The 18,662-nt window shown below is 53.4% G+C and carries 13 protein-coding genes and 1 pseudogene; 12 read left to right on the top strand and 2 right to left on the bottom strand.

Features of this window, described 5'->3' with window-relative positions; all coding sequences use genetic code 11:
• Positions 1–3: 3 nt before the first annotated feature.
• The 11 genes and pseudogenes from VHE34_RS16740 (at position 4) to VHE34_RS16690 (ending at position 14,964) form a co-directional block, all read left to right on the top strand.
• Positions 4–453, top strand: coding sequence for a hypothetical protein (locus VHE34_RS16740; protein WP_325589994.1), 450 nt, complete (start codon positions 4–6; stop codon positions 451–453).
• Between the two features lie 204 nt (positions 454–657).
• Positions 658–1,062 carry a plasmid mobilization relaxosome protein MobC gene (gene mobC, locus VHE34_RS16735; protein ID WP_325589993.1) on the top strand — a complete coding sequence of 135 codons (405 nt, stop codon included), beginning with the start codon at positions 658–660 and terminating at the stop codon, positions 1,060–1,062.
• A 2-nt stretch (positions 1,063–1,064) separates the two neighbouring features.
• Positions 1,065–2,279 carry a relaxase/mobilization nuclease domain-containing protein gene (locus VHE34_RS16730; RefSeq protein WP_325589992.1) on the top strand — a complete coding sequence of 405 codons (1,215 nt, stop codon included), beginning with the start codon at positions 1,065–1,067 and terminating at the stop codon, positions 2,277–2,279.
• A 38-nt stretch (positions 2,280–2,317) separates the two neighbouring features.
• Positions 2,318–2,704: pseudogene (locus tag VHE34_RS16725) on the top strand (YWFCY domain-containing protein); the annotation flags it as partial.
• Positions 2,705–2,987: 283 nt separating this feature from the next.
• On the top strand, positions 2,988–4,352 hold the full coding sequence (locus VHE34_RS16720; RefSeq protein WP_325589991.1) for a type IV secretory system conjugative DNA transfer family protein: 1,365 nt from the start codon (positions 2,988–2,990) through the stop codon (positions 4,350–4,352).
• A 30-nt stretch (positions 4,353–4,382) separates the two neighbouring features.
• Positions 4,383–5,324, top strand: coding sequence for a hypothetical protein (locus VHE34_RS16715; RefSeq protein WP_325589990.1), 942 nt, complete (start codon positions 4,383–4,385; stop codon positions 5,322–5,324).
• A gap of 268 nt (positions 5,325–5,592) precedes the next feature.
• Entirely contained in the window at positions 5,593–5,937 is a 345-nt protein-coding gene (locus VHE34_RS16710) for a hypothetical protein (RefSeq protein ID WP_325589989.1), read from the top strand.
• Between the two features lie 172 nt (positions 5,938–6,109).
• Positions 6,110–10,408, top strand: a complete 4,299-nt coding sequence (locus VHE34_RS16705) for a CusA/CzcA family heavy metal efflux RND transporter (RefSeq protein WP_325589988.1) — start codon at positions 6,110–6,112, stop codon at positions 10,406–10,408.
• Between the two features lie 12 nt (positions 10,409–10,420).
• A complete protein-coding gene (locus VHE34_RS16700; RefSeq protein WP_325589987.1) occupies positions 10,421–11,587 on the top strand; it encodes an efflux RND transporter periplasmic adaptor subunit in 1,167 nt (388 codons plus the stop codon).
• A gap of 25 nt (positions 11,588–11,612) precedes the next feature.
• Complete coding sequence (locus VHE34_RS16695) at positions 11,613–14,102, top strand: heavy metal translocating P-type ATPase (protein WP_325589986.1); 2,490 nt, start codon at positions 11,613–11,615, stop codon at positions 14,100–14,102.
• A gap of 58 nt (positions 14,103–14,160) precedes the next feature.
• The gene (locus tag VHE34_RS16690; protein ID WP_325589985.1) at positions 14,161–14,964 is read left to right on the top strand and encodes a TIGR02391 family protein; all 804 of its coding nucleotides are present in this window, start codon (positions 14,161–14,163) and stop codon (positions 14,962–14,964) included.
• A 289-nt stretch (positions 14,965–15,253) separates the two neighbouring features.
• Here VHE34_RS16690 and VHE34_RS16685 read toward each other — a convergent pair whose 3' ends face one another.
• Complete coding sequence (locus VHE34_RS16685) at positions 15,254–15,502, bottom strand: hypothetical protein (RefSeq protein WP_325589984.1); 249 nt, start codon at positions 15,500–15,502, stop codon at positions 15,254–15,256.
• A 103-nt stretch (positions 15,503–15,605) separates the two neighbouring features.
• On the opposite strand from VHE34_RS16685, the gene VHE34_RS16680 reads away from it, so the two are divergent.
• A complete protein-coding gene (locus VHE34_RS16680; RefSeq protein ID WP_325589983.1) occupies positions 15,606–16,658 on the top strand; it encodes a hypothetical protein in 1,053 nt (350 codons plus the stop codon).
• A gap of 3 nt (positions 16,659–16,661) precedes the next feature.
• Here the strand turns inward: VHE34_RS16680 and VHE34_RS16675 are convergent, their stop codons facing one another.
• Positions 16,662–18,659 carry a copper-translocating P-type ATPase gene (locus VHE34_RS16675; protein WP_325589982.1) on the bottom strand — a complete coding sequence of 666 codons (1,998 nt, stop codon included), beginning with the start codon at positions 18,657–18,659 and terminating at the stop codon, positions 16,662–16,664.
• Between the last annotated feature and the right edge of the window lie 3 nt (positions 18,660–18,662).

The following is an 18,662-nucleotide window of genomic DNA, read 5'->3' as shown; positions in this document are numbered from 1 at the left end:
ACCATGTCCAATTACAATGAATACCTCCATAACGACTTCAATCGACTCGGATTCCCAAACTACATCAAAATGCTCGATACCGAGCTCCAACTGAAAAGTACCAGCTTTCTTTTCACCAGGGAAAATCTGCCAGGCGCCCCGTTTTTTGGAAAATATGATGCTGAATTCCGGTTTACGCTTGCTCATCCATCTGAGGACAGCGGCAAGCGACCCTTTATCGCGATGATCCAATCCAGCCTATTCGACGCCGCCGTTCAAGACCGGCATGAGGCAATGGTGCGCAGCCAATTTTATTACTGGCCTGTGCCCAATCGCCAGGCACTCACAGCCGACATACTCCAGTTTTTCGAAGATCATCTCCGCCATAACCTTTCCGTTTCCGATCGGATGAATACTGCCGGTCGCCTCCATCAGCAGGAAGCCCTCTCCGCCCACGTCAAAAAGCGATGCTGACCGCCTTCTGGTGTGGCATCTTAAACCCTCATTTCGACATAAACCCCTTCCTTGCCGCCCGCCAGGGCGGAAGCTACGCGCGGAGCGCAGCAAGTCTTTCATGGGGAGGGCGCGCCTTATCGCGCCCGGCAAGATGTAATAAAGTATACCTATAAATATTTCAATTGACTCATGCTCAAGCCCACACCATAATATATAGTACTCATGAAGACCCAAAGAAAACGCCGGCCTAAAATCCTAACCCATGTACTTACCACCAAAGTCAGCGACTCCACCTACAGCAAGCTCAAGCATCTCTTGGATCAGAATCCTCAAAACGATATGAGCCGCCTTGTTCGTGCCATCCTCAACAATCAGCCCGTCCGGGTCTTCACCCGAGATATTACCCTCGACAATCTCATGGAGGAGCTCACTCGGCTCCGCACTGAGATAAAACACATCGGTGTCAATATCAACCAAATCACCAGAAAATTCAATACTTACCCCGAGCCGCAGCGCAAAGCCTTCTATGCCAAGATGGCCTTCCAGGAATATCTCGCCATCGAACCCAGGATTAACCGGCTTATTGACATCATCACCCCACTCTCCCAAAAATGGTTGCAAGAATAAATATGCGAAAGTCCATCCAAAAAGCCCTCAATTACAATGAGGCCAAAGTCCGTGCGGGGGTGGGGGACCTTCTACTCGCCTCCGGCTTTGGCTGCGACATTGCCGACCTCACCTTCCACGAAAAACTGCGCCGCTTCGAACTTCTCAACCAGCGGAACGAATGGGTACGGAAAAATACACTCCATATTTCCCTCAACTTTCCTCCGGGAGAAGACCTGCCGACAGAGACGTTACAACGGCTCGCCTTTGACTATATGGACCGTATTGGCTTCGGCGAGCAACCCTTCCTGGTATACCAACACCAAGACGCGAAACACCCCCATATCCACGTTGTCACCACCTGCATCCGACCTGATGGCACATCCATCGACCTTCATAACATCGGGCAAGAACTGTCCGAGCCGGCCAGGGAAGCCTTGGAAATAGAGTATGGTCTTACCCACGCCCGAGGTCGTGAAATCCATCTCGAGAACGCGGAAGCTCCCGATCTAGCAGCCAAAGTCCAAGAAGTCACCACCAGCTACAAATTTACTTCCCTGGATGAACTCAACGCCATCCTGGCCCAGTTTGGAATGACCGCCTGGCCCGGCGCCCCAGGCAGCGCTATCCGAAGCAACCGCGGACTTATATACAGCCGGATAGACGCCGATGGTAACCGCATAGGTACCCCAATCAAATCCAGCGACTTGGTTACGCGGCCGACACTTGCATGGCTAGAGAAGCGCTTCGAACTCAACAAAGTGAAGAAACTTGCAATCCGTGACCGAGTAGTCCCGACCCTAACTTCTGCACTCGCCGGTATTCCTGACAACCCCATCGCCATCCTTCGCTGGTTACAGCAGCGCCGGATCAACTTGCAACCCTTCTGGGATCACACCGGCAACCCGACATCCATTCACGTGATCGATAACCGCAACAAGGTTGTCTTCACCGCGGAAGAACTCGGTTTCGAGCTCAATACCCTACTCAGCCGATTAGGACTTCTCACCGGTCCAGAGACAGAATCACAAGATGCCGCTCGCAAGTCCGCTACTTCGAAGGAAAAGGATTCCCAACAAGCAAAAGACTCTCCCGGCCTTCACACAACCGGCGCACCCTCGAGGACTGCTATTGCCGCCCGGGTCGCTTTTGTTCTCCTCTCTAGTCAGACCGGGGTCCCCGGGCCTGCCGGCGACGAACCTCCCAAAAAGAAAAAGCGCAAGAAAAGATCTCTCTGAGCCGGACTTCACCTCATTTCCTCACCAACCCACTCCCCATGCAAAGCGGCGACAACCTGCAGGCCCTCCGAAAAAACCTGGACTTCATCCGATTCGGCAGCATCCTGATCCTTCTTATCCACTACTATTCTGCCTGCTATCCCGCTTGGCAGAAGTGGAACCTGACCGCATCCATCGTCGACCAGGTCATCGGCAGCCTCTGCCGCGGTGTATTCTTCATGTCCGGCATCGACCGACCCAAGCTGGCATCTCTGTTCCTGTTGGCCATCTCTCTTCTGGGCGAAAAAGGGAAAAAAGACGAAAAGCTTACCATCGCTCCCGTACTGTACTACATATTCGCCGGGTTGCTGCTTTTCTTCCTCTCCTCCCTGTTTCTACGGCTGTCTATGGATGAGACCAAACTCGCCATCCTCTACATTTCCATCACTTCGCTCGGCTGGCTCTCTATGCTGTCCGGAGGCGCCAGGCTTTCCCGGCTGCTGCGCCTCAAGTTTAGCAAAGATGTTTTCAACGAACTCAATGAAACATTTCCACAGGAAGAGCGCCTCCTTGAAAACGAATACTCCATCAACCTTCCGGCCCAATATAAACTCAAAAACAAAATCCGTAAATCCTACATCAACGTTATATCCCCCCTCCGGGCGCTCCTTGTCTTAGGGACGCCCGGATCCCGATGGGGGTTAGAAAAAATCTGGAAAATCCTTTTATGTGATCCGACATGTGATCACGCAACATATTCAGAAAGGCTTCACCTTCTTCCTATACGACTTCAAATTCCCCGACCTCACGCTGATCGCCTACAACACCGCCCTGAAAAACCGCAACAAGTACCCAGTGCCGCCGAAACTCTATGTGATAAATTTCGACGATCTCTCTCGGTCCCACCGCTGCAACCTTCTCATGCCCGAGACGATGCTCGACATCACGGACGCGACGGAATCCAGCCGAACAATCATGCTCGCGCTGAACAAGCAATGGATACAAAAAACTGGGGACTTCTTCGTCGAATCGCCCATCAACTTTATCACAGCCATCTTCTGGTATTTGAAAATGTACAAAGACGGCATTTACTGCACCCTTCCACATGCTATCGAGCTGGCCCAAATTGCTTACGACGAGCTCTTTCCGATCATGAGCCTCGAGCCTTCCTGCGAGCTCCTCCTGAACCCCTTTATTTCTGCCTATGTTGGTGGAGCGCGAGAGCAACTCGAAGGTCAGATCGCCAGCGCCAAAATTGGCCTGGCCCGCCTGGCGTCCCCATCATTGTACTATATTCTTAGCGGGAACGACTTTACCTTAGACGTCAACGACCCGGCCGCCCCTAAGATCGTATGCGTTGGTAATAACCCTTCAAAGACGCAGATATATGGCGCAGTGATTTCGCTCTGCACCGAGCGGATGTTGAAGCTAGTGAACCGAAAGGGGCAACTCAAGTCCTCGCTGGTATTCGATGAGTTCCCAACCATCTTTGTCAACAATATCGACAGCCTCATTGCGACGGCAAGAAGTAACAAAGTGGCCACTACCCTCGGCGTACAGGATTTCAGCCAGCTCCGCAAAGATTATGGGAAAGAGCAAGCTGAGGTGATAATGAACGTATGCGGTAATATCATCTCCGGCCAGGTGCTCGGCGAAACGGCTAAATCTATCAGCGACCGCATAGGCCGGATCATGCAGGAAAGAGAATCTGTGTCGATCAATTCGAATGATACCTCTCTCAGCAAATCCACCCAGCTGGAGGCCGCGATTCCTGCTTCCCGCATCGCCAGCCTTTCCAGCGGTGAATTCGTCGGAGCCGTTGCCGATGATCCCAAACAGAAGATCAAATTAAAGGCCTTTCATTGCGAGATTCTCAATGACTTCGAGGCGATCCGACAGGAAGAGGCCGCCTATGAAGAACTACCAGTGATTCGTCATATCACCCCTGAGGTGGTACAACAAAATTACTTCCGCATTAAGGCCGATATCCGCTCACTGGTCGACAGCGAGATGAAAAAGATAAAAAACAGTGACCAATACCGCCACCTGCTGGAAAAGAAGAAGCCAAATTCAAAAGGCCCGACTAGCCTATAAACCAAATTTCATCACTTTAAATTCCAAATTATGGCACAAGAAAACAACCAGCCTGCTACCCCACAAGCTGAATTACCCAGGCTTGAGGGCTGGCCTTTAGAAAACTTTTCTTACATTACTGATTCGCTGAAAGGTTTCAAGCTCGGAGAAGCATTCAATAATGAGATCTATGACGCAATCAGGAAAGGGCTTCCCAACTTCGAGGTTTCCCGTGATTTCAACGTCCCTCAATTCGAAGCAATGCGGGATGTAAATATGGCGGTCCCTAAAGAACCAGTTAGGTATAACCTTCGGTTCGAGCAAATTGATACAGAACGAGGAAAGATGCACGTTCTCAGCCAAATTGACGCGAGCTTGCTTAAGGATGGCAAGCCGGACGTATCAGCAACATTCCGGGTTTTTCAAAAGACTGGCTTTACAGCTCACCAGATGAGAAATCTGCTTCACGATCGTACTGTCGCTCACACCAGACGGTCAATGAGAACGGGGAAACCCTATCTGGCCTACACCAGGTTAAACCTCAACGCGCCGAAAGATGAGTATGGCAATAGCCAGCTTGACAGCGTCCCGGCTTTTCGACAAGATTATGATGCTGCCAAGTTGCTCGGTAAAGTAATTCCCAACAATTACACCCAACAGGATAGGGAAGATATCGGCAGACGGCTCAACAATGGGGACATTGTGCCCATTGCTAAACGAGGCGCTGGTGGCAACCTAGATGTATCTCACCTTTATGCTGCTCCACATGAGGATGCGCTGATGATGATTGACAAGAACGGCGAGGTAAAGAGAATTACCGCCCCAGCAATGGAAGTTATTCGCAACGACCAAACCCAAGGCCAGAAAACTCAACAAGGCCAAGGTGAAACTCCCGAAAAAAAGGAAGATCTAGGCAAAGGAGCAGGTGTTGCTCAAAGCATGGCTGAACCAGAAGATAAACCCAATGGCACCCGCCAACGTCGCCGGGCGTAATGACTTCCAAGCCTGGCCTTAACAAGGCCCTGACCCGTTTTCCTACCCTAGCCGGCAATCTTAAAAGGTTGCCGGTTTTTTTTGTATATGGCATATTTTGACAAGACGCATATTCGAGATCGTGTCATACCATCAAGTTCAAGCAAAAGCATGAGGGCGCTTACACTTTCAATGCAGGCCATTTCCTGCTGGATATATATAATCTCTCGGCGGTGGCACCGGACGTCCGTATTCTTGCAACGAAGTGTCAGTAAAAATGGGTGGATTTGTGAGAGGATTTACTATTTTTGCAATAATGCGGCTGTCTGCATTCATATTGAACCTGCTAATGGTGGTAATGATCCTGGTGCCCTGCCGGGACCATAAGGCGCTGGGGATGAGCAAGTTTGGGATTCAACAGATTCATGCGGCCGCGCCGGGCGGGGGACAGGCGGATGATGATTGTTCGCCACTGTGTACTTGTTCCTGTTGTGCGTCTGTCTCTACCGTGGTCGATATGCAGGTGATCGACGGTATCATGCCGCTGCCGGTCGGTAAAAAATTTCCTATCTACATTGCCCCTGACTTTGGGACGGATCTTTCTGCTGTGTGGGAACCTCCGCGGATTGGTTAATCCATTCTTTTTACGGAATCCTTGTTAGGTGTCGGTATGCCCGTTGCCTGTCAGATATTCCCCTTCTATCCATTTAAGCCGACCGGGTTGGCGTGATCCCTTGGGACAAACATAGCGCATTGCTGGAATGTGCTATGTATCCGGCGGCGTGGTCCAGCCTATAATTTACCCAATGATTTCAAAGATCATACGGTTATCGGTGCGGAATAAGCCGGTGACCGGTCTGTTGCTGTTATTGTTTATAGCGGCGGGCTTATATTCTTTTTCCCGGCTTAGCGTGGATGCGCTGCCGGATGTGACCAATAACCAGGTGCAGGTGATCACTAACAGTCCCTCGCTGGCGACGCAGGAGGTGGAACAGTTTGTGACGACACCACTGGAAATGGAATTTAAATCCTTACAGGGTCTGACGGAGCTGCGCAGTATCAGCCGAAGCGGACTTTCGGTGATCACCATCGTTTTTAAAGACAACATGCCGGTAACGACCATCCGGCAGTGGGTGGCGGAGAAATTGAAGGCCGCGGAGGAGAAGATCCCGCGGGAATATGGAGTGCCGGACATGGTGCCTCCGACAACGGGGTTGGGCGAGATATTCCAGTATGTACTCGTGGCGAAGAAGGGCTACGAGACCCGGTACGATGCGATGGAACTGCGGACGATCGAGGACTGGATCGTCAAGCGGCAGCTGCTGGGGACGGCGGGTGTAGTGGACGTGAGCAGCTTTGGCGGCAAGCTGAAACAGTACGAGGTGAGCGTTAAGCCCGACCGCCTGGCAGCGATGAACCTGACGCTGACGGAGGTGTTCGCGGCCCTACAGCGCAACAATGCCAATACAGGCGGCGGTTATATCGACAAAGGGCCGAACATCTACTTTATCCGGGGTGAGGGGATGATCACCGACCTGGCGGACATCGGCAATATTGTGGTGCGTAATACCGGTGGTATCCCAGTGCTGGTAAAAGATATAGGGACGGTGCAGTTTGGCTTTGCGCCCCGGTATGGCGCCATGACACGCAACGGCCAGGGCGAGGCGGTGGGTGGCATCGTTTTGATGCAAAAGGGCGAGAACGCCGTACGCGTGATCCACCGGGTTAAACAGACGATGGCGGCTATCGAGAAGAGCCTGCCGGAAGGGGTGGGCATCGAGGTGTTCATTGACCGGACCAAACTGATCGACCGAACGATCTCCACGGTGAGCCGCAACCTGCTGGAGGGGGCAGTGATCGTCATTTTCGTACTGGTGCTGTTCCTGGGTAATTTCCGGGCGGGGTTGATCGTGGCCAGCGTGATCCCGCTGTCGATGCTGTTCGCGGTGTGCATGATGAACCTGTTCGGGGTGAGCGCCAACCTAATGAGTATGGGTGCCCTGGACTTTGGGTTGATCGTGGACGGGGCGGTGATCATCGTCGAAAGTTTGTTGCATCGTTTCCACGCGGATTTCCGGGGAATGACGCTGACGCGGGAGCAGATGGATGGCGAGGTCATCGAGGGCAGCGGCCGCATAATGAAAAGCGCGGCCTTCGGGCAGGTGATCATCCTGATCGTGTATGTCCCCATTTTTGCCCTGAGCGGCATCGAGGGGAAAATGTTCATGCCGATGGCGGAGACGGTGAGCTTTGCGATTGTCGGGGCGCTGCTATTGTCGGTGACCTATGTTCCGCTAATGAGCAGTTTGCTTCTTAGCCGCAAGATAAAGGCTAAAGATACTTTAACCGATACGGCGATGGCGTGGCTGGAACGATGGTATCAACCAGTACTGCAATGGGCGCTTCGTACCCGGGTCATCGTTGTCACGGTGGCTGTTGGGTTGCTGGTGGGCGCCGTGCTGTTGTTCCGTACGATGGGCGGAGAGTTTATCCCCGAGCTGGACGAGGGAGATTTTGCAGTGAACTATGCCATTCGCCAAGGTAGCAGCCTCCCGCAGTCGGTGGACGTAGCGACCCAACTGGAAAAGATCGCCCTTTCTTTTCCCGAAGTGAAGGAAGTGGTAAGCAAGATCGGGACGAGCGAGGTGCCGACGGACCCGATGCCCATCGAGAGCGGGGATATGATCATGGTGTTGAAGGACCGGAAGGAGTGGGTGACGGCCCACGACAAGGATGGCTTGGCGGAGAAAATGAAGGAAAAGATGGAGGCCATACCCGGTGTCAACCTGTCCTTTGAGCAGCCGATCCAAATGCGGTTTAATGAATTGGTGGCGGGCGTGAAAGGGGATATTGCGATAAAGATTTTCGGGAGCGACCTGTCTACGTTGTTTACCAAAGCCAACCAGACGGCTGGACTAATCCGGAGCGTGCCGGGGCTGACGGACGTAAAGGTAGAGCAGACAACGGGCCTTCCGCAGTTGTTGGTAAAATATAATCGGGGGAAAATCGCACAGTATGGGCTGTCTATCGCGGATGTGAACGCAGTGCTGAACACGGCCTATGCGGGGGGGTATGCGGGAACGGTATATGAAGGAGAGCGGCGTTTCGACCTGGTGGTGCGTATCCCGAAGGATTCCAATACGGACCCGGCCCAGCTGCGGAGCCTGCTGGTTCCGACACCTTCGGGTAAGCAAATCCCGCTCAGCGAGATCGCGGACGTGGGCTTTACGACGAGCCCGGCGCAGATCAGCCGCGAACAGGCGGAACGCCGGATCGTCATCGAGGCGAATGTACGGGGCCGGGACGTCGAGAGTGTGGTGAACGATATACGGGCGTTGTTGGGGGCAAAGCTGGCGCTGCCGGAAGGGTATTATATTACGTATGGCGGGCAGTTCGAGCACTTGCAGGAGGCAAGCAGCCGGTTGACGGTGGCCGTGCCCGTGGCATTGCTGCTGATCTTCTTCTTGCTATTCGTGACGTTCCGGTCGTTAAAGGAGGCGTTGATCATCTTCTCGGCCATCCCGCTGGCGGCAGTGGGGGGAGTCGTGGCGCTGTGGCTGCGGGGAATGCCGTTTAGTATATCGGCGGGTATCGGTTTTATCGCGCTCTTTGGCGTGGCCGTGCTGAACGGGATCGTGTTGATCAGTTATTACAATCGGCTGCGGGATGAGGGCGAGACCGACGGGATGGCGCGCATCATCAAGGGAAGCCTGGCCCGGCTGCGGCCAGTGCTGGCGACGGCTTCGGTGGCCTCGTTGGGCTTCTTTCCGATGGCGTTGAGCACGAGCGCGGGGGCAGAGGTGCAGAAGCCGCTGGCGACGGTGGTGATCGGCGGCCTGGTGTCATCGACCCTGCTGACCTTGCTGGTGCTGCCGGTGTTGTATAGCTTCTTTTATGTCCGCCGGCGGGTGCGACCGCTGGTGATGTTGATAGGGGTGTTGATGCTTGGTGGTCTTGGGACGGTTTCGGCGCAGACGGCGCCGTTGTCCCTGGATACGGCACTGTCCCGGGCCTATGCCCGGCATCCCGTGATCCGGCAAGGCGACCAGCTGGTACGGCAGCAGCAGGCACTGCTGGGGACCGCGACGGTATTCGATCCGTTGAACATCAATAGTAGTTTTGGGCAGATCAATAGCAGTGACTTCGACTATAACGTCGGGGTATCGCAGGCGTTCAAGCTGCCGGGCGCCTATCGGGCAGAGCGAGGGCTGTTGCAACAAAATGTGAAGGTGGCGGAGGCGGCGGGGGCGGTGACCCGCGCGGAGTTGACGCGAAACGTCCGGGCGGCATACACCAATTGGGCATATGCGTGGCAGCGTTATAACTTGTTGCTGTCACTGGATACCGCCTGGCGCGACTTTCAGCAGGTGGCGGACAAGCGGTTTGCCGCCGGCGAGACGGGTGTACTGGAAAAAACCAATGCCCGGACGCAGGGGGCGGAGGTGCAGCTACAGCTGAGGCAGGCACGAGCGGATATAGCAGCCTTTGCGGCGGAGCTACGGCAGTGGATGCCGGGCACGGACAGCCTTGGGCGGCCGGATGGCTTCGAGCCTTTGCCTGCACTGGAGTCGGGGGACTCAGCGTTGCCTTCCGGTCACCCCTTGTTGCAGTATGCCCGTCAGCAGGTGGAGGTGAGTGCGGCTAATATCCGGGTGGAGAAGGCACGGGGTCTGCCGTCGTTCTCCATCGGCGCGGCGACGCAAAGCCTCGACCGGGTCAGCCCTTATAATATCATGTCGGTGGGGGCGAGTATTCCCTTGTTCAACTATGGGGTGAAGTCGCGGGTAAAGGCGGCGGAGATTGGCCGGCAGTTCGCGGAGACGGGTGTGGAGAAGACGGGGCTGGAGCTGACGGCGGCGTACCGGCAGTGGTGGGAGCAATATACCCGTGCAGTCGGCCAGCTGGACTATTACCGGCAGGAGGGGCTGCGCTATGCGGCACTGATCCTGGCGGCGGCGGCCAAGGGGTACCGTGCGGGGAATATCGGCTATGTGGAGTATGTGCAGAACATCAAGGAGGCTACGGGTATTCGTGAAGGCTATCTGCGGACGGTAAATGACTATAACCAGGCGGTTATCCAGATCAGCTATTTTCTGAACCGATAAAATTTTGATCAAATGAATTTACAGTATAGTATATATGGGTTTTTAATGGTGGGGCTGGTGGCTTGTGGTAGTGGGACGTCTAAGCAAGAAAATAAAAAGGATAGTGCTGTGGCGGCGAAGCCGGGGCCTTCCGGACCTGTGGAGATCCGATTGACGGAGGCGCAGGTGAAAGCGATCGACTTGCAGGTGGGTTCGCTGGAGCAGCGCAACCTGCGGACCTCGCTGAAGGTGAACGGAAAACTGGTACTACCGCCGCAGAATCAGGCGCAGGTGAGTAGTCTGGTCGGCGGCATCGTTAAGAGTATCCGGGTAAAGGATGGGGACTTTGTCCGGGTGGGGCAGGTGCTCGCAACCTTGCAGAACAACGACGTGGTGCAATGGCAGCAGGATTACCTGGAAAATAAGTCGCAGCTGCGGTACCTGGAAGCGGAGTATGCCCGGCAGAAAAGCCTTCGGGCGGATAGCATCAATTCTGAGAAGACCTTGCAGCAGGTGGAGAACGAGCTGGGCGTGGCAAAGGCGCGTCAGACGGGTATCCGTACCCGTTTGCAGGGCGTAGGTATCCGAGCTGATGGACTGGCGCCGGATGCCGTAAGTAGCGAGATCGGCATCGTGGCGCCCATCGAGGGGTATATCCATCACGTCAACGTGACGATGGGGAAGTATGCGGATGCCAACGCGGCGCTGTTCGACATTGTGGACAATCGGGCGCTGCACCTGGATTTGACGGTTTTCGAGAAGGACGTGCATAAACTGACCGTCGGGCAGAAGGTGCTGTTTACGGATGCGAACGACCCGCTGCACGATCATCCGGCATTGATCTACAGCCTGGACAAGGCATTTCAGGATAATCAGCAGGCGATCATCGCGCACGCCAGGATCGGCGAGCGGACGGAGACCTTGCTACCGGGCATGTATGTGGAGGCGCGTATCCAGGTGGACAAGTACCAGGCGCTGGCCTTACCAGATGCGGCGGTGGTGAGCAGCGGGGACGATCATTTCATTTACCTGGAATCGACGCCGCGGGTGTACCGGCAGGTGGCGGTGAAGACTGGTGCTTCGGACCTGGGCTATACGGAGATCGTGCCGTTGTCGGAGTTGCCAAAGGACACGCGTATTGTGACGAAGGGCGCGTATTACCTGCTGTCTGAGGCGACGAAGGGCAGCAGCGAGGAATGATTTTTTCATCTAAAAACTATCTTCTATGAATAAGGTAAAAATCAACCTTGATATATTATTGCCGGACGTCCCGGACGAAAAGGACGCTTGCGTGAACCGGCTGTTGGCTGAGCTGGGCGACCGCAAGGGGATCGAGAGGGCGCATATTGTGACGGACGATAGTGGGAAAACGCAGCTATGTCTGCACTACGACCCGCAGGTGGTATCGGTGGAAGCCATACAAAAGATGGCGCGGCAGGCGGGCGGGCAGATCACGGACCGGTACCGGCATTTGCTCGTGGAGGTGAAGGGTATCCGCCATCAACGGCAGACGCGGCTGATTGAGGCGGCGCTGGGCGGCGTAAAGGGAGTGTTGTCTGTGTCGGCATCGGCCGGAGGGATGGTCTTGATCGAATATGATGGCCGGGAGGTCAATCAGGGGAAGCTGTATGCGCTGTTGAAAAAGCAGGGGCTGCGGGTCAAAGATGGCAAGAATGGACATACACATAAAGAGGATGATTACGGGCAGGGACAGCCGGGGTATGTGCATGGCGATGAGTCAAAGGAGGGCGGAGAGCACGCGCACGCCCACGGTGGCATTTTTGGCGAGTGGTCGGAGCTGATCTTTGCTATCCTGTCCGGGGTGTTTCTGGGGATCGGGTTTGGGCTGTCCTTTGTAAAGGCCCTGCCGACTGGGGTTTCGCTGGGCTGTTATATCGCGGGGTATTTCTTCGGCGGGTTCTTTACGGCAAAGGAGGCGGCGGAAAGCGTGGTCAAAGGTCACTTTGAGATCGACTTCCTGATGTTGGTGGCGGCGGTAGGCGCTGCCTGTCTCGGGCAATGGGCGGAGGGGGCTTTGCTTCTTTTCCTCTTCAGCCTGGGGCATTCGCTGGAGCATTATGCGATGGAGAAGGCCCGGCGGTCGATAGCGGCATTGGCGGAGCTGGCGCCGAAGACGGCGCTATTGAAGCACGGGGATCAGCTGAGGGAAGTGCCGATCACGGAGCTGAAGCAAGGGGACGATATTGTGGTGAAGCCGAACAGTAAAATTCCTGCCGACGGTATTGTGGTTGGGGGGGCCGGTGCGGTCAACCAGGCGCCCATTACGGGGGAGAGCGTGCCGGTGGATAAACAGGCGGTGGCTTCCGGTGTGGGCTGGAAGGATGCGGAACGGCTGGAAGCGAAGTTTCGGGTGTTTGCGGGGTCGATCAACGGCGGGGATAACCTGGAGGTTCGGGTAACCCGGTTGGCTGCGGACTCGACTATCGCGCGGCTGGTAAAGCTGGTGAACGAGGCGCAGACGCAGAAGTCCCCGACGCAGAATTTCACCGATAAGCTGGAAAAGTATTACGTGCCGGCGGTCCTGATATTGGTGGTACTGTTGCTGTTTGCCTGGGTGGTATTACCGGAGTCGTTCAGCGCCAGTTTTTATCGGGCGATGGCTGTGTTGGTGGCGGCAAGTCCGTGCGCCTTGGCTATCGCCACTCCCAGCGCTGTATTGAGTGGTGTGGCCCGTGCCGCCAGGGCAGGGGTGTTGGTGAAGGGCGGGCGTCCGCTGGAAGAATTGGGGTCATTGAAGGCCATCGCGTTCGATAAGACGGGGACCTTGACCGAAGGCCGGCCGCGGCTGACCGGCGTTTATCCGGTGAATGGCGTGACGGAGGACGAACTGCTGACGGTGGCGGTATCGGTGGAGAAGTTGAGCGATCACCCGCTGGCGGCGGCTATCGTTAAGGGCGGGCAGGAGAAGCTGGGGCATGACGTGACGCCGGCGTCCAATGTCAAAGCCTTGACGGGTCGGGGTGTCCAGGCTGCGTATGAAGGGAAGACGGTTTTTATCGGCAATAAGGAGCTGTTTACGGAGCAGGGTAGTTTTGGGGTCGGTTTGCCGGACGATACTCGCAAACAGATGGAGGGGTTGGAGCAGGATGGACATACGGCCATGTTGGTCGGGATGGATGGGCGGCTATTGGGGATCGTAGCGCTGATGGATGTGGCCCGCGGCGAGACAAAGGAGACGCTGGGGGCGCTAACGTCGGTAGGCATCCAGAAAATGGTGATGTTGACCGGGGATAATCAACGGGTAGCCGATGCCGTTGCTTTGAGCATTGGGGTGAGCGAAGCCTGGGGGAATCTTCTACCGGAGCAGAAGGTGGCAGCGGTGGAAAAGCTGAAGGAGTCGGAGGGCAAGGTGGCGATGGTGGGCGACGGCGTGAACGATGCACCTGCTATGGCAAAGAGTACTGTGGGGATTGCGATGGGAGCTGCGGGGTCGGATGTAGCGCTGGAGACAGCCGATATTGCGTTGATGGGCGACCGCTTGGACCGGCTGCCGTTTGTGATCGGGTTAAGTCGGAAAGCGCACGGGATTATTCGGCAGAATTTAGTGATCAGTTTGGGTATGGTTGTGGTGTTGATCCCGCTGACGCTACTCGGGATCGCGCATATTGGTCCGGCAGTGATCGGCCATGAGGGATCTACGGTCGTGGTGGTGTTTAATGCATTGAGATTGTTGGCGTATAAGGTGGGGAAGTGAAAATTGATGTTGGATGATTTGCCTATATTTCAGACATTTAACGGTAAAGCAATAATAAATGAATCAACAAGGCGGTATAAGCGTTATTCAATCTTTTTACTTGGAGGGGATATGCAAGTTGATTGCAGAGACGTACAACGGATTGACGGGGTCTGAAATTGCGAAAATCCTTGCTGATTGCCAGGTTCCTGACACTGATCCAACTATAACAAAATGGAAGCGACTATACAATGCCTTCACCAATTTTCAGAACGCAAACCAGGATGGGACGAAGGTGGTCGTATTCTTATGTCGTGCGATGCACCCGTCGCGATTTGTTGGCCAGATGGAGAGGTACCAATTTCTGTTGAACGAGCTGAATAAACGGCTTTCATTTGTAGGCATAGAATTGACGGACACTGGCAAGTTCAGGCGGGTTGCTAATGCTACTACATTATCGGAAGCTGACCAGCGGGCAAGCCATTTTAAGGCGAAGCTGGAGGCGCGGAGGGTACATGCCGAAGTTATTAAGTTTTGCAATGCTGAATTATTGGTCGAAAATTATTTTCACTCACTATTTGAGGGAGTGAAGAGTATTGCTGAACGGCTGCGGTTTATGTTCAATGTTCTGGCGGATGGCAATGCCTTGGGTGACGTAGCTTTCTCTACAAACAACCCATTAATACGGATCAATCTCTTGTCGGACGATACACAACGTAGCGAACACCTGGGGCTTGCCAATATGATCAAAGGGCTATTCGGGTTGATCCGTAACCCGACTGCGCATACTCCCAAGATCAAGTTTGTGATCGAGGAGGAGGAGGCGATGGGTATAATGACTATTATTTCGCTTGTCCATAAGCCACTGGACCGGGCGTTGTGATTCGTTAATATACATGGCAAGTTAACATGCATAGCAATAGTCACCATCGGATCGACCAGGTCATTTGGTGGGTTCCACATGATATTAAGCTATGGTTGTAAAATAAAAAATTCGATAATATATTGAGTGTTTTGGAAGGGCATTGAACAGGGAGAAGGCAGCGGCATCTGCGTAATAATCATTTTTGCAGACTTTAAGGTTACACCTACTCTTTACCAGATTTTCGGCGGATTCCGTTTTGCGTACGGATAAATCTAGCTAAGAATCAGAACGTAAGTTTTTTGTGAAGTTATTGTATGGCTTCGGTATATGGGAAAAACAAATGAGAATGCCCCGGGACTAAGATAACGATGCTTTCAAACCATGTCAACGTTATCGGTTCCAGGGCGATATAGAAAGATCGAACCTGCTGGCTATCATAGCCTGTTACACCCGCTATAGCAAGTGCAAAGAATGCGGTGACAGCGCCAAACCAGCCGACGGAGAAGATAAGGTGCAGAATAAGCATATATTTGCGGGAAGCAAGACTCAATGGCATGAGTGTATGTTGTTGGGCAAAGTTGCCGAAAGGCGTTACAAAGGGCTTGACAAATCCTGGGATCGACTTTGCAAATCTTGCTATTTTTCTTAAAACGTATAATATGAAAAGAATACTGTATACGATGATAGCAGGGCTATTGTTGTTAAGCTGGAGGGGCATACCTGAATCTACCGTCTACGTTATCGGAAAAGGGGACCAGCCGCAGGTCAGCAGGGATAATAAAGGATCAATCAGGCTGGTCTATGGACATAAAGACAGTATTTTTTGCGCAGTTTCCACCGACCAGGGGTCGACATTTTCAAAACCCGTACTCGTGGCGCAGGTGACCGGTATGCACCTGGGAATGTCCCGCGGACCACAGATCGCAAGCTCAGCAAACTATTCCATCATCACCGCAATGGATAAATCCGGGAATATCCGTTGGTTCCGATGCAGTCATTCTTCCAACGCATGGAAGGACATGGGATTTATAAATGATGTGAAGGGATCAAGCCCGGAGGGATTGATGAGCATCGCGGCGGACAGAGCGGATAACTTTTATGCAGTGTGGCTGGATATCCGGACAGGCAAACAAAACCAGATCTATTTTTCCTCTATTTCTGGAAATGCTACAGGGTGGTCTTCAAACAAAATGGTCTATCAATCTCCGGACGGGCACGTCTGCGAATGTTGTAAGCCCAGTATTTCGGCTGAAGGGCCGGAAATTGCCATTATGTTCCGGAATTGGATAAACGGTTCAAGAGACCTTTATCTGCTGCAATCTTCCAATAAAGGAAAATCCTTCAAGTCTGCAGAGAAATTGGGAGCGGGGACGTGGAAACTAAACGGTTGCCCGATGGATGGCGGAGGTGTCACCATTGACCCGGCTGGCGCAGTGCACACTGTCTGGCAAAGGGAAGGGACAATTTATTACTGCCAACCGGGTGTCACTGAAACGATGTTGGAAAAAGGACGGACCTGCAGCATTACTGGCTCCGCCGGCAGTACCATAATAACGCTGGAAAAAAAGGACACACTGGAGGCGATAAAGCTGCCTCAAAAAGAAATTATCCCGATTGGCACCGGAAGTTCGGTAAAACCTCTGATGCTACCCGGTAACAAGATGCTCTTTGTCTGGGAACAGGATGGTTTGATCAAATACAAGCGGGCCTAAAGCTCATTTTACTCTTAATAGTTTGGCGTTGATGGCAACCACGATGGTACTGGCGCTCATCAAGATGGCGCCCATGGCCGGGCTCAACATGAATGTCGGATACAACACACCTGCCGCCAATGGGATGGCAACTACGTTATACCCAACTGCCCACAATAAATTCTGGACCATTTTCCGGTAAGTTGCCTTGCCGAAAACAATCATTTGCACCACATCTTTCGGGTCACTGTTCACCAGGATAATATCGGCTGTTTCCGCTGCCACATCTGTCCCTGATCCGATGGCAATGCCTACGTCGGCCTGAGCGAGCGCAGGGGCATCATTTACGCCGTCTCCTGTCATGGCGACGATCTCTCCTTTGTCCTGGAACTCTTTTACCTTACTTTGCTTTTCATGCGGCAGAACATTAGCGAGATAGCCATCCATGTTCAGCTTTTTTGCGACGGCTGCAGCCACTTTTTCATTGTCACCCGTGAGAAGAAATGACTTTATATTCATGGCTTTTAAGTCCGCGATGGCCTGCGGAGCTGTTTCCCGAATGCTGTCTGCAAGGGTGATGATGCCGGCCGGTTCCTTTTCTATCAATACAAAATTCACCGTATCCACCGACTGGTCAATTTCCGCAGGTATGGCAGGCATCTCTATGTTTTCCTGCTTAAAATAATTGGGGCCGGCTGCTACGACATGCTTGCCATTTACTATACCTGTAACTCCCACGCCCTGTATATAATTGAAATCCGTGGATCTCCACAATTCCAGGTTCTTTTCCTTCAGCTTGCGCATTACGCCGTGTGCAATGTGATGCTCGGAGTTCTGTTGAATAGCCGCAGCATACCGGAGAATGTCATCGGCGGTGAACTGCCCGTTCAAGGGGATCACCTTTTGCACTTCGTGGGAGCCTTTGGTCAGCGTGCCCGTCTTGTCGAAAATGATGGTGGTAAGCTTCCTGGCGTTCTCAAAGGCAGTACGGTTACGGATTAGCAGCCCATGCATGGCCGACAGGGTGGTAGATATGGCCACTACCAGCGGGATAGCGACCCCCAGCGCATGCGGACAGGATGTGACCATGACGGTCACCATCCGCTCCAGGGCAAAAGACAACTCATGACCCCGGCCTAACCATGTGACGAAAGTAAGAACTCCCACACTGATGGAGACAATGGTTAACCACATGGCTACCTTGCCGGCCAGGTTCTGTGTTTTGGACTTGGCTCCCTGGGCTGACTGTACCATATTGATCACTTTATTGAGATAGCTGTCGTTGCCGGCTCCGGTGACCTGAACTTTTAAAACGCCATCGCCATTCAGAGAGCCCCCGATCACTTTCGCGCCTTTCTCTTTCCTTACGGGTACGCTTTCACCTGTCAGCATGCTTTCGTTGACATAGGAGCTTCCTTCCTGTATCAGGCCATCCGCAGGAACTTTTTCGCCCGGCTTTATGATAATTATGTCCTTGTTCTGTAGCTCCCGTAAAGCAATATCTCTTGTTTCGCCATTCCGTTCCACATGGACGACAGCCGGCAGCAACGCCACGAGCGATTCCAGCTCACGGGAGGCGGCCATCTGAGACTTCATTTCTAGCCAGTGACCCAACAGCATAATGTCGATCAGGGTGGCCAGCTCCCAAAAGAAATCCATCCCCTTTAACCCGAATACAACTGCTACACTGTACACATAGGCGGTAGTGATAGCTACGGCTACGAGTGTCATCATGCCGGGGTTACGGCTTTTCAACTCTCTTACTATGCCCACCAGGAAGGGCCATCCGCCATAGACATAAATAAAACTGCTAAGTGCAAGCAGGATATATTCGTCACCGCTAAAAGCCAGCCTGAATCCTAACCACTGCTGGATCATGTGTGAAAGCAGCAGGATAGGAACGGTTATGATCAGACACAGCCAGAAGCGCTTTAAAAAGTCTTCCGTATGATGACCGGCATGTTCATTATGGCCGCCATGTACATCCTCCTGTTTTTGACGGGAATGTTCATGCATTTGCATAGC

Source organism: Puia sp. (assembly GCF_035546395.1).
In the GTDB taxonomy this organism is placed as follows: domain Bacteria; phylum Bacteroidota; class Bacteroidia; order Chitinophagales; family Chitinophagaceae; genus Puia.
Note: the sequence above shows the minus strand (reverse complement) of the source record. Positions and strands in the feature narration are given on the sequence as shown.

Excerpts from the sequence above, each read along its gene's own strand:
- VHE34_RS16740 (WP_325589994.1), top strand. The coding sequence starts at position 4 with ATGTCCAATTACAATGAATACCTCCATAACGACTTCAATCGACTCGGA.
- mobC (WP_325589993.1), top strand. The coding sequence starts at position 658 with ATGAAGACCCAAAGAAAACGCCGGCCTAAAATCCTAACCCATGTACTT.
- VHE34_RS16730 (WP_325589992.1), top strand. The coding sequence starts at position 1,065 with ATGCGAAAGTCCATCCAAAAAGCCCTCAATTACAATGAGGCCAAAGTC.
- VHE34_RS16715 (WP_325589990.1), top strand. The coding sequence starts at position 4,383 with ATGGCACAAGAAAACAACCAGCCTGCTACCCCACAAGCTGAATTACCC.
- VHE34_RS16705 (WP_325589988.1), top strand. The coding sequence starts at position 6,110 with ATGATTTCAAAGATCATACGGTTATCGGTGCGGAATAAGCCGGTGACC.
- VHE34_RS16700 (WP_325589987.1), top strand. The coding sequence starts at position 10,421 with ATGAATTTACAGTATAGTATATATGGGTTTTTAATGGTGGGGCTGGTG.
- VHE34_RS16695 (WP_325589986.1), top strand. The coding sequence starts at position 11,613 with ATGAATAAGGTAAAAATCAACCTTGATATATTATTGCCGGACGTCCCG.
- VHE34_RS16690 (WP_325589985.1), top strand. The coding sequence starts at position 14,161 with ATGAATCAACAAGGCGGTATAAGCGTTATTCAATCTTTTTACTTGGAG.
- VHE34_RS16685 (WP_325589984.1), bottom strand. The coding sequence starts at position 15,502 with ATGCCATTGAGTCTTGCTTCCCGCAAATATATGCTTATTCTGCACCTT.
- VHE34_RS16680 (WP_325589983.1), top strand. The coding sequence starts at position 15,606 with ATGAAAAGAATACTGTATACGATGATAGCAGGGCTATTGTTGTTAAGC.
- VHE34_RS16675 (WP_325589982.1), bottom strand. The coding sequence starts at position 18,659 with ATGCAAATGCATGAACATTCCCGTCAAAAACAGGAGGATGTACATGGC.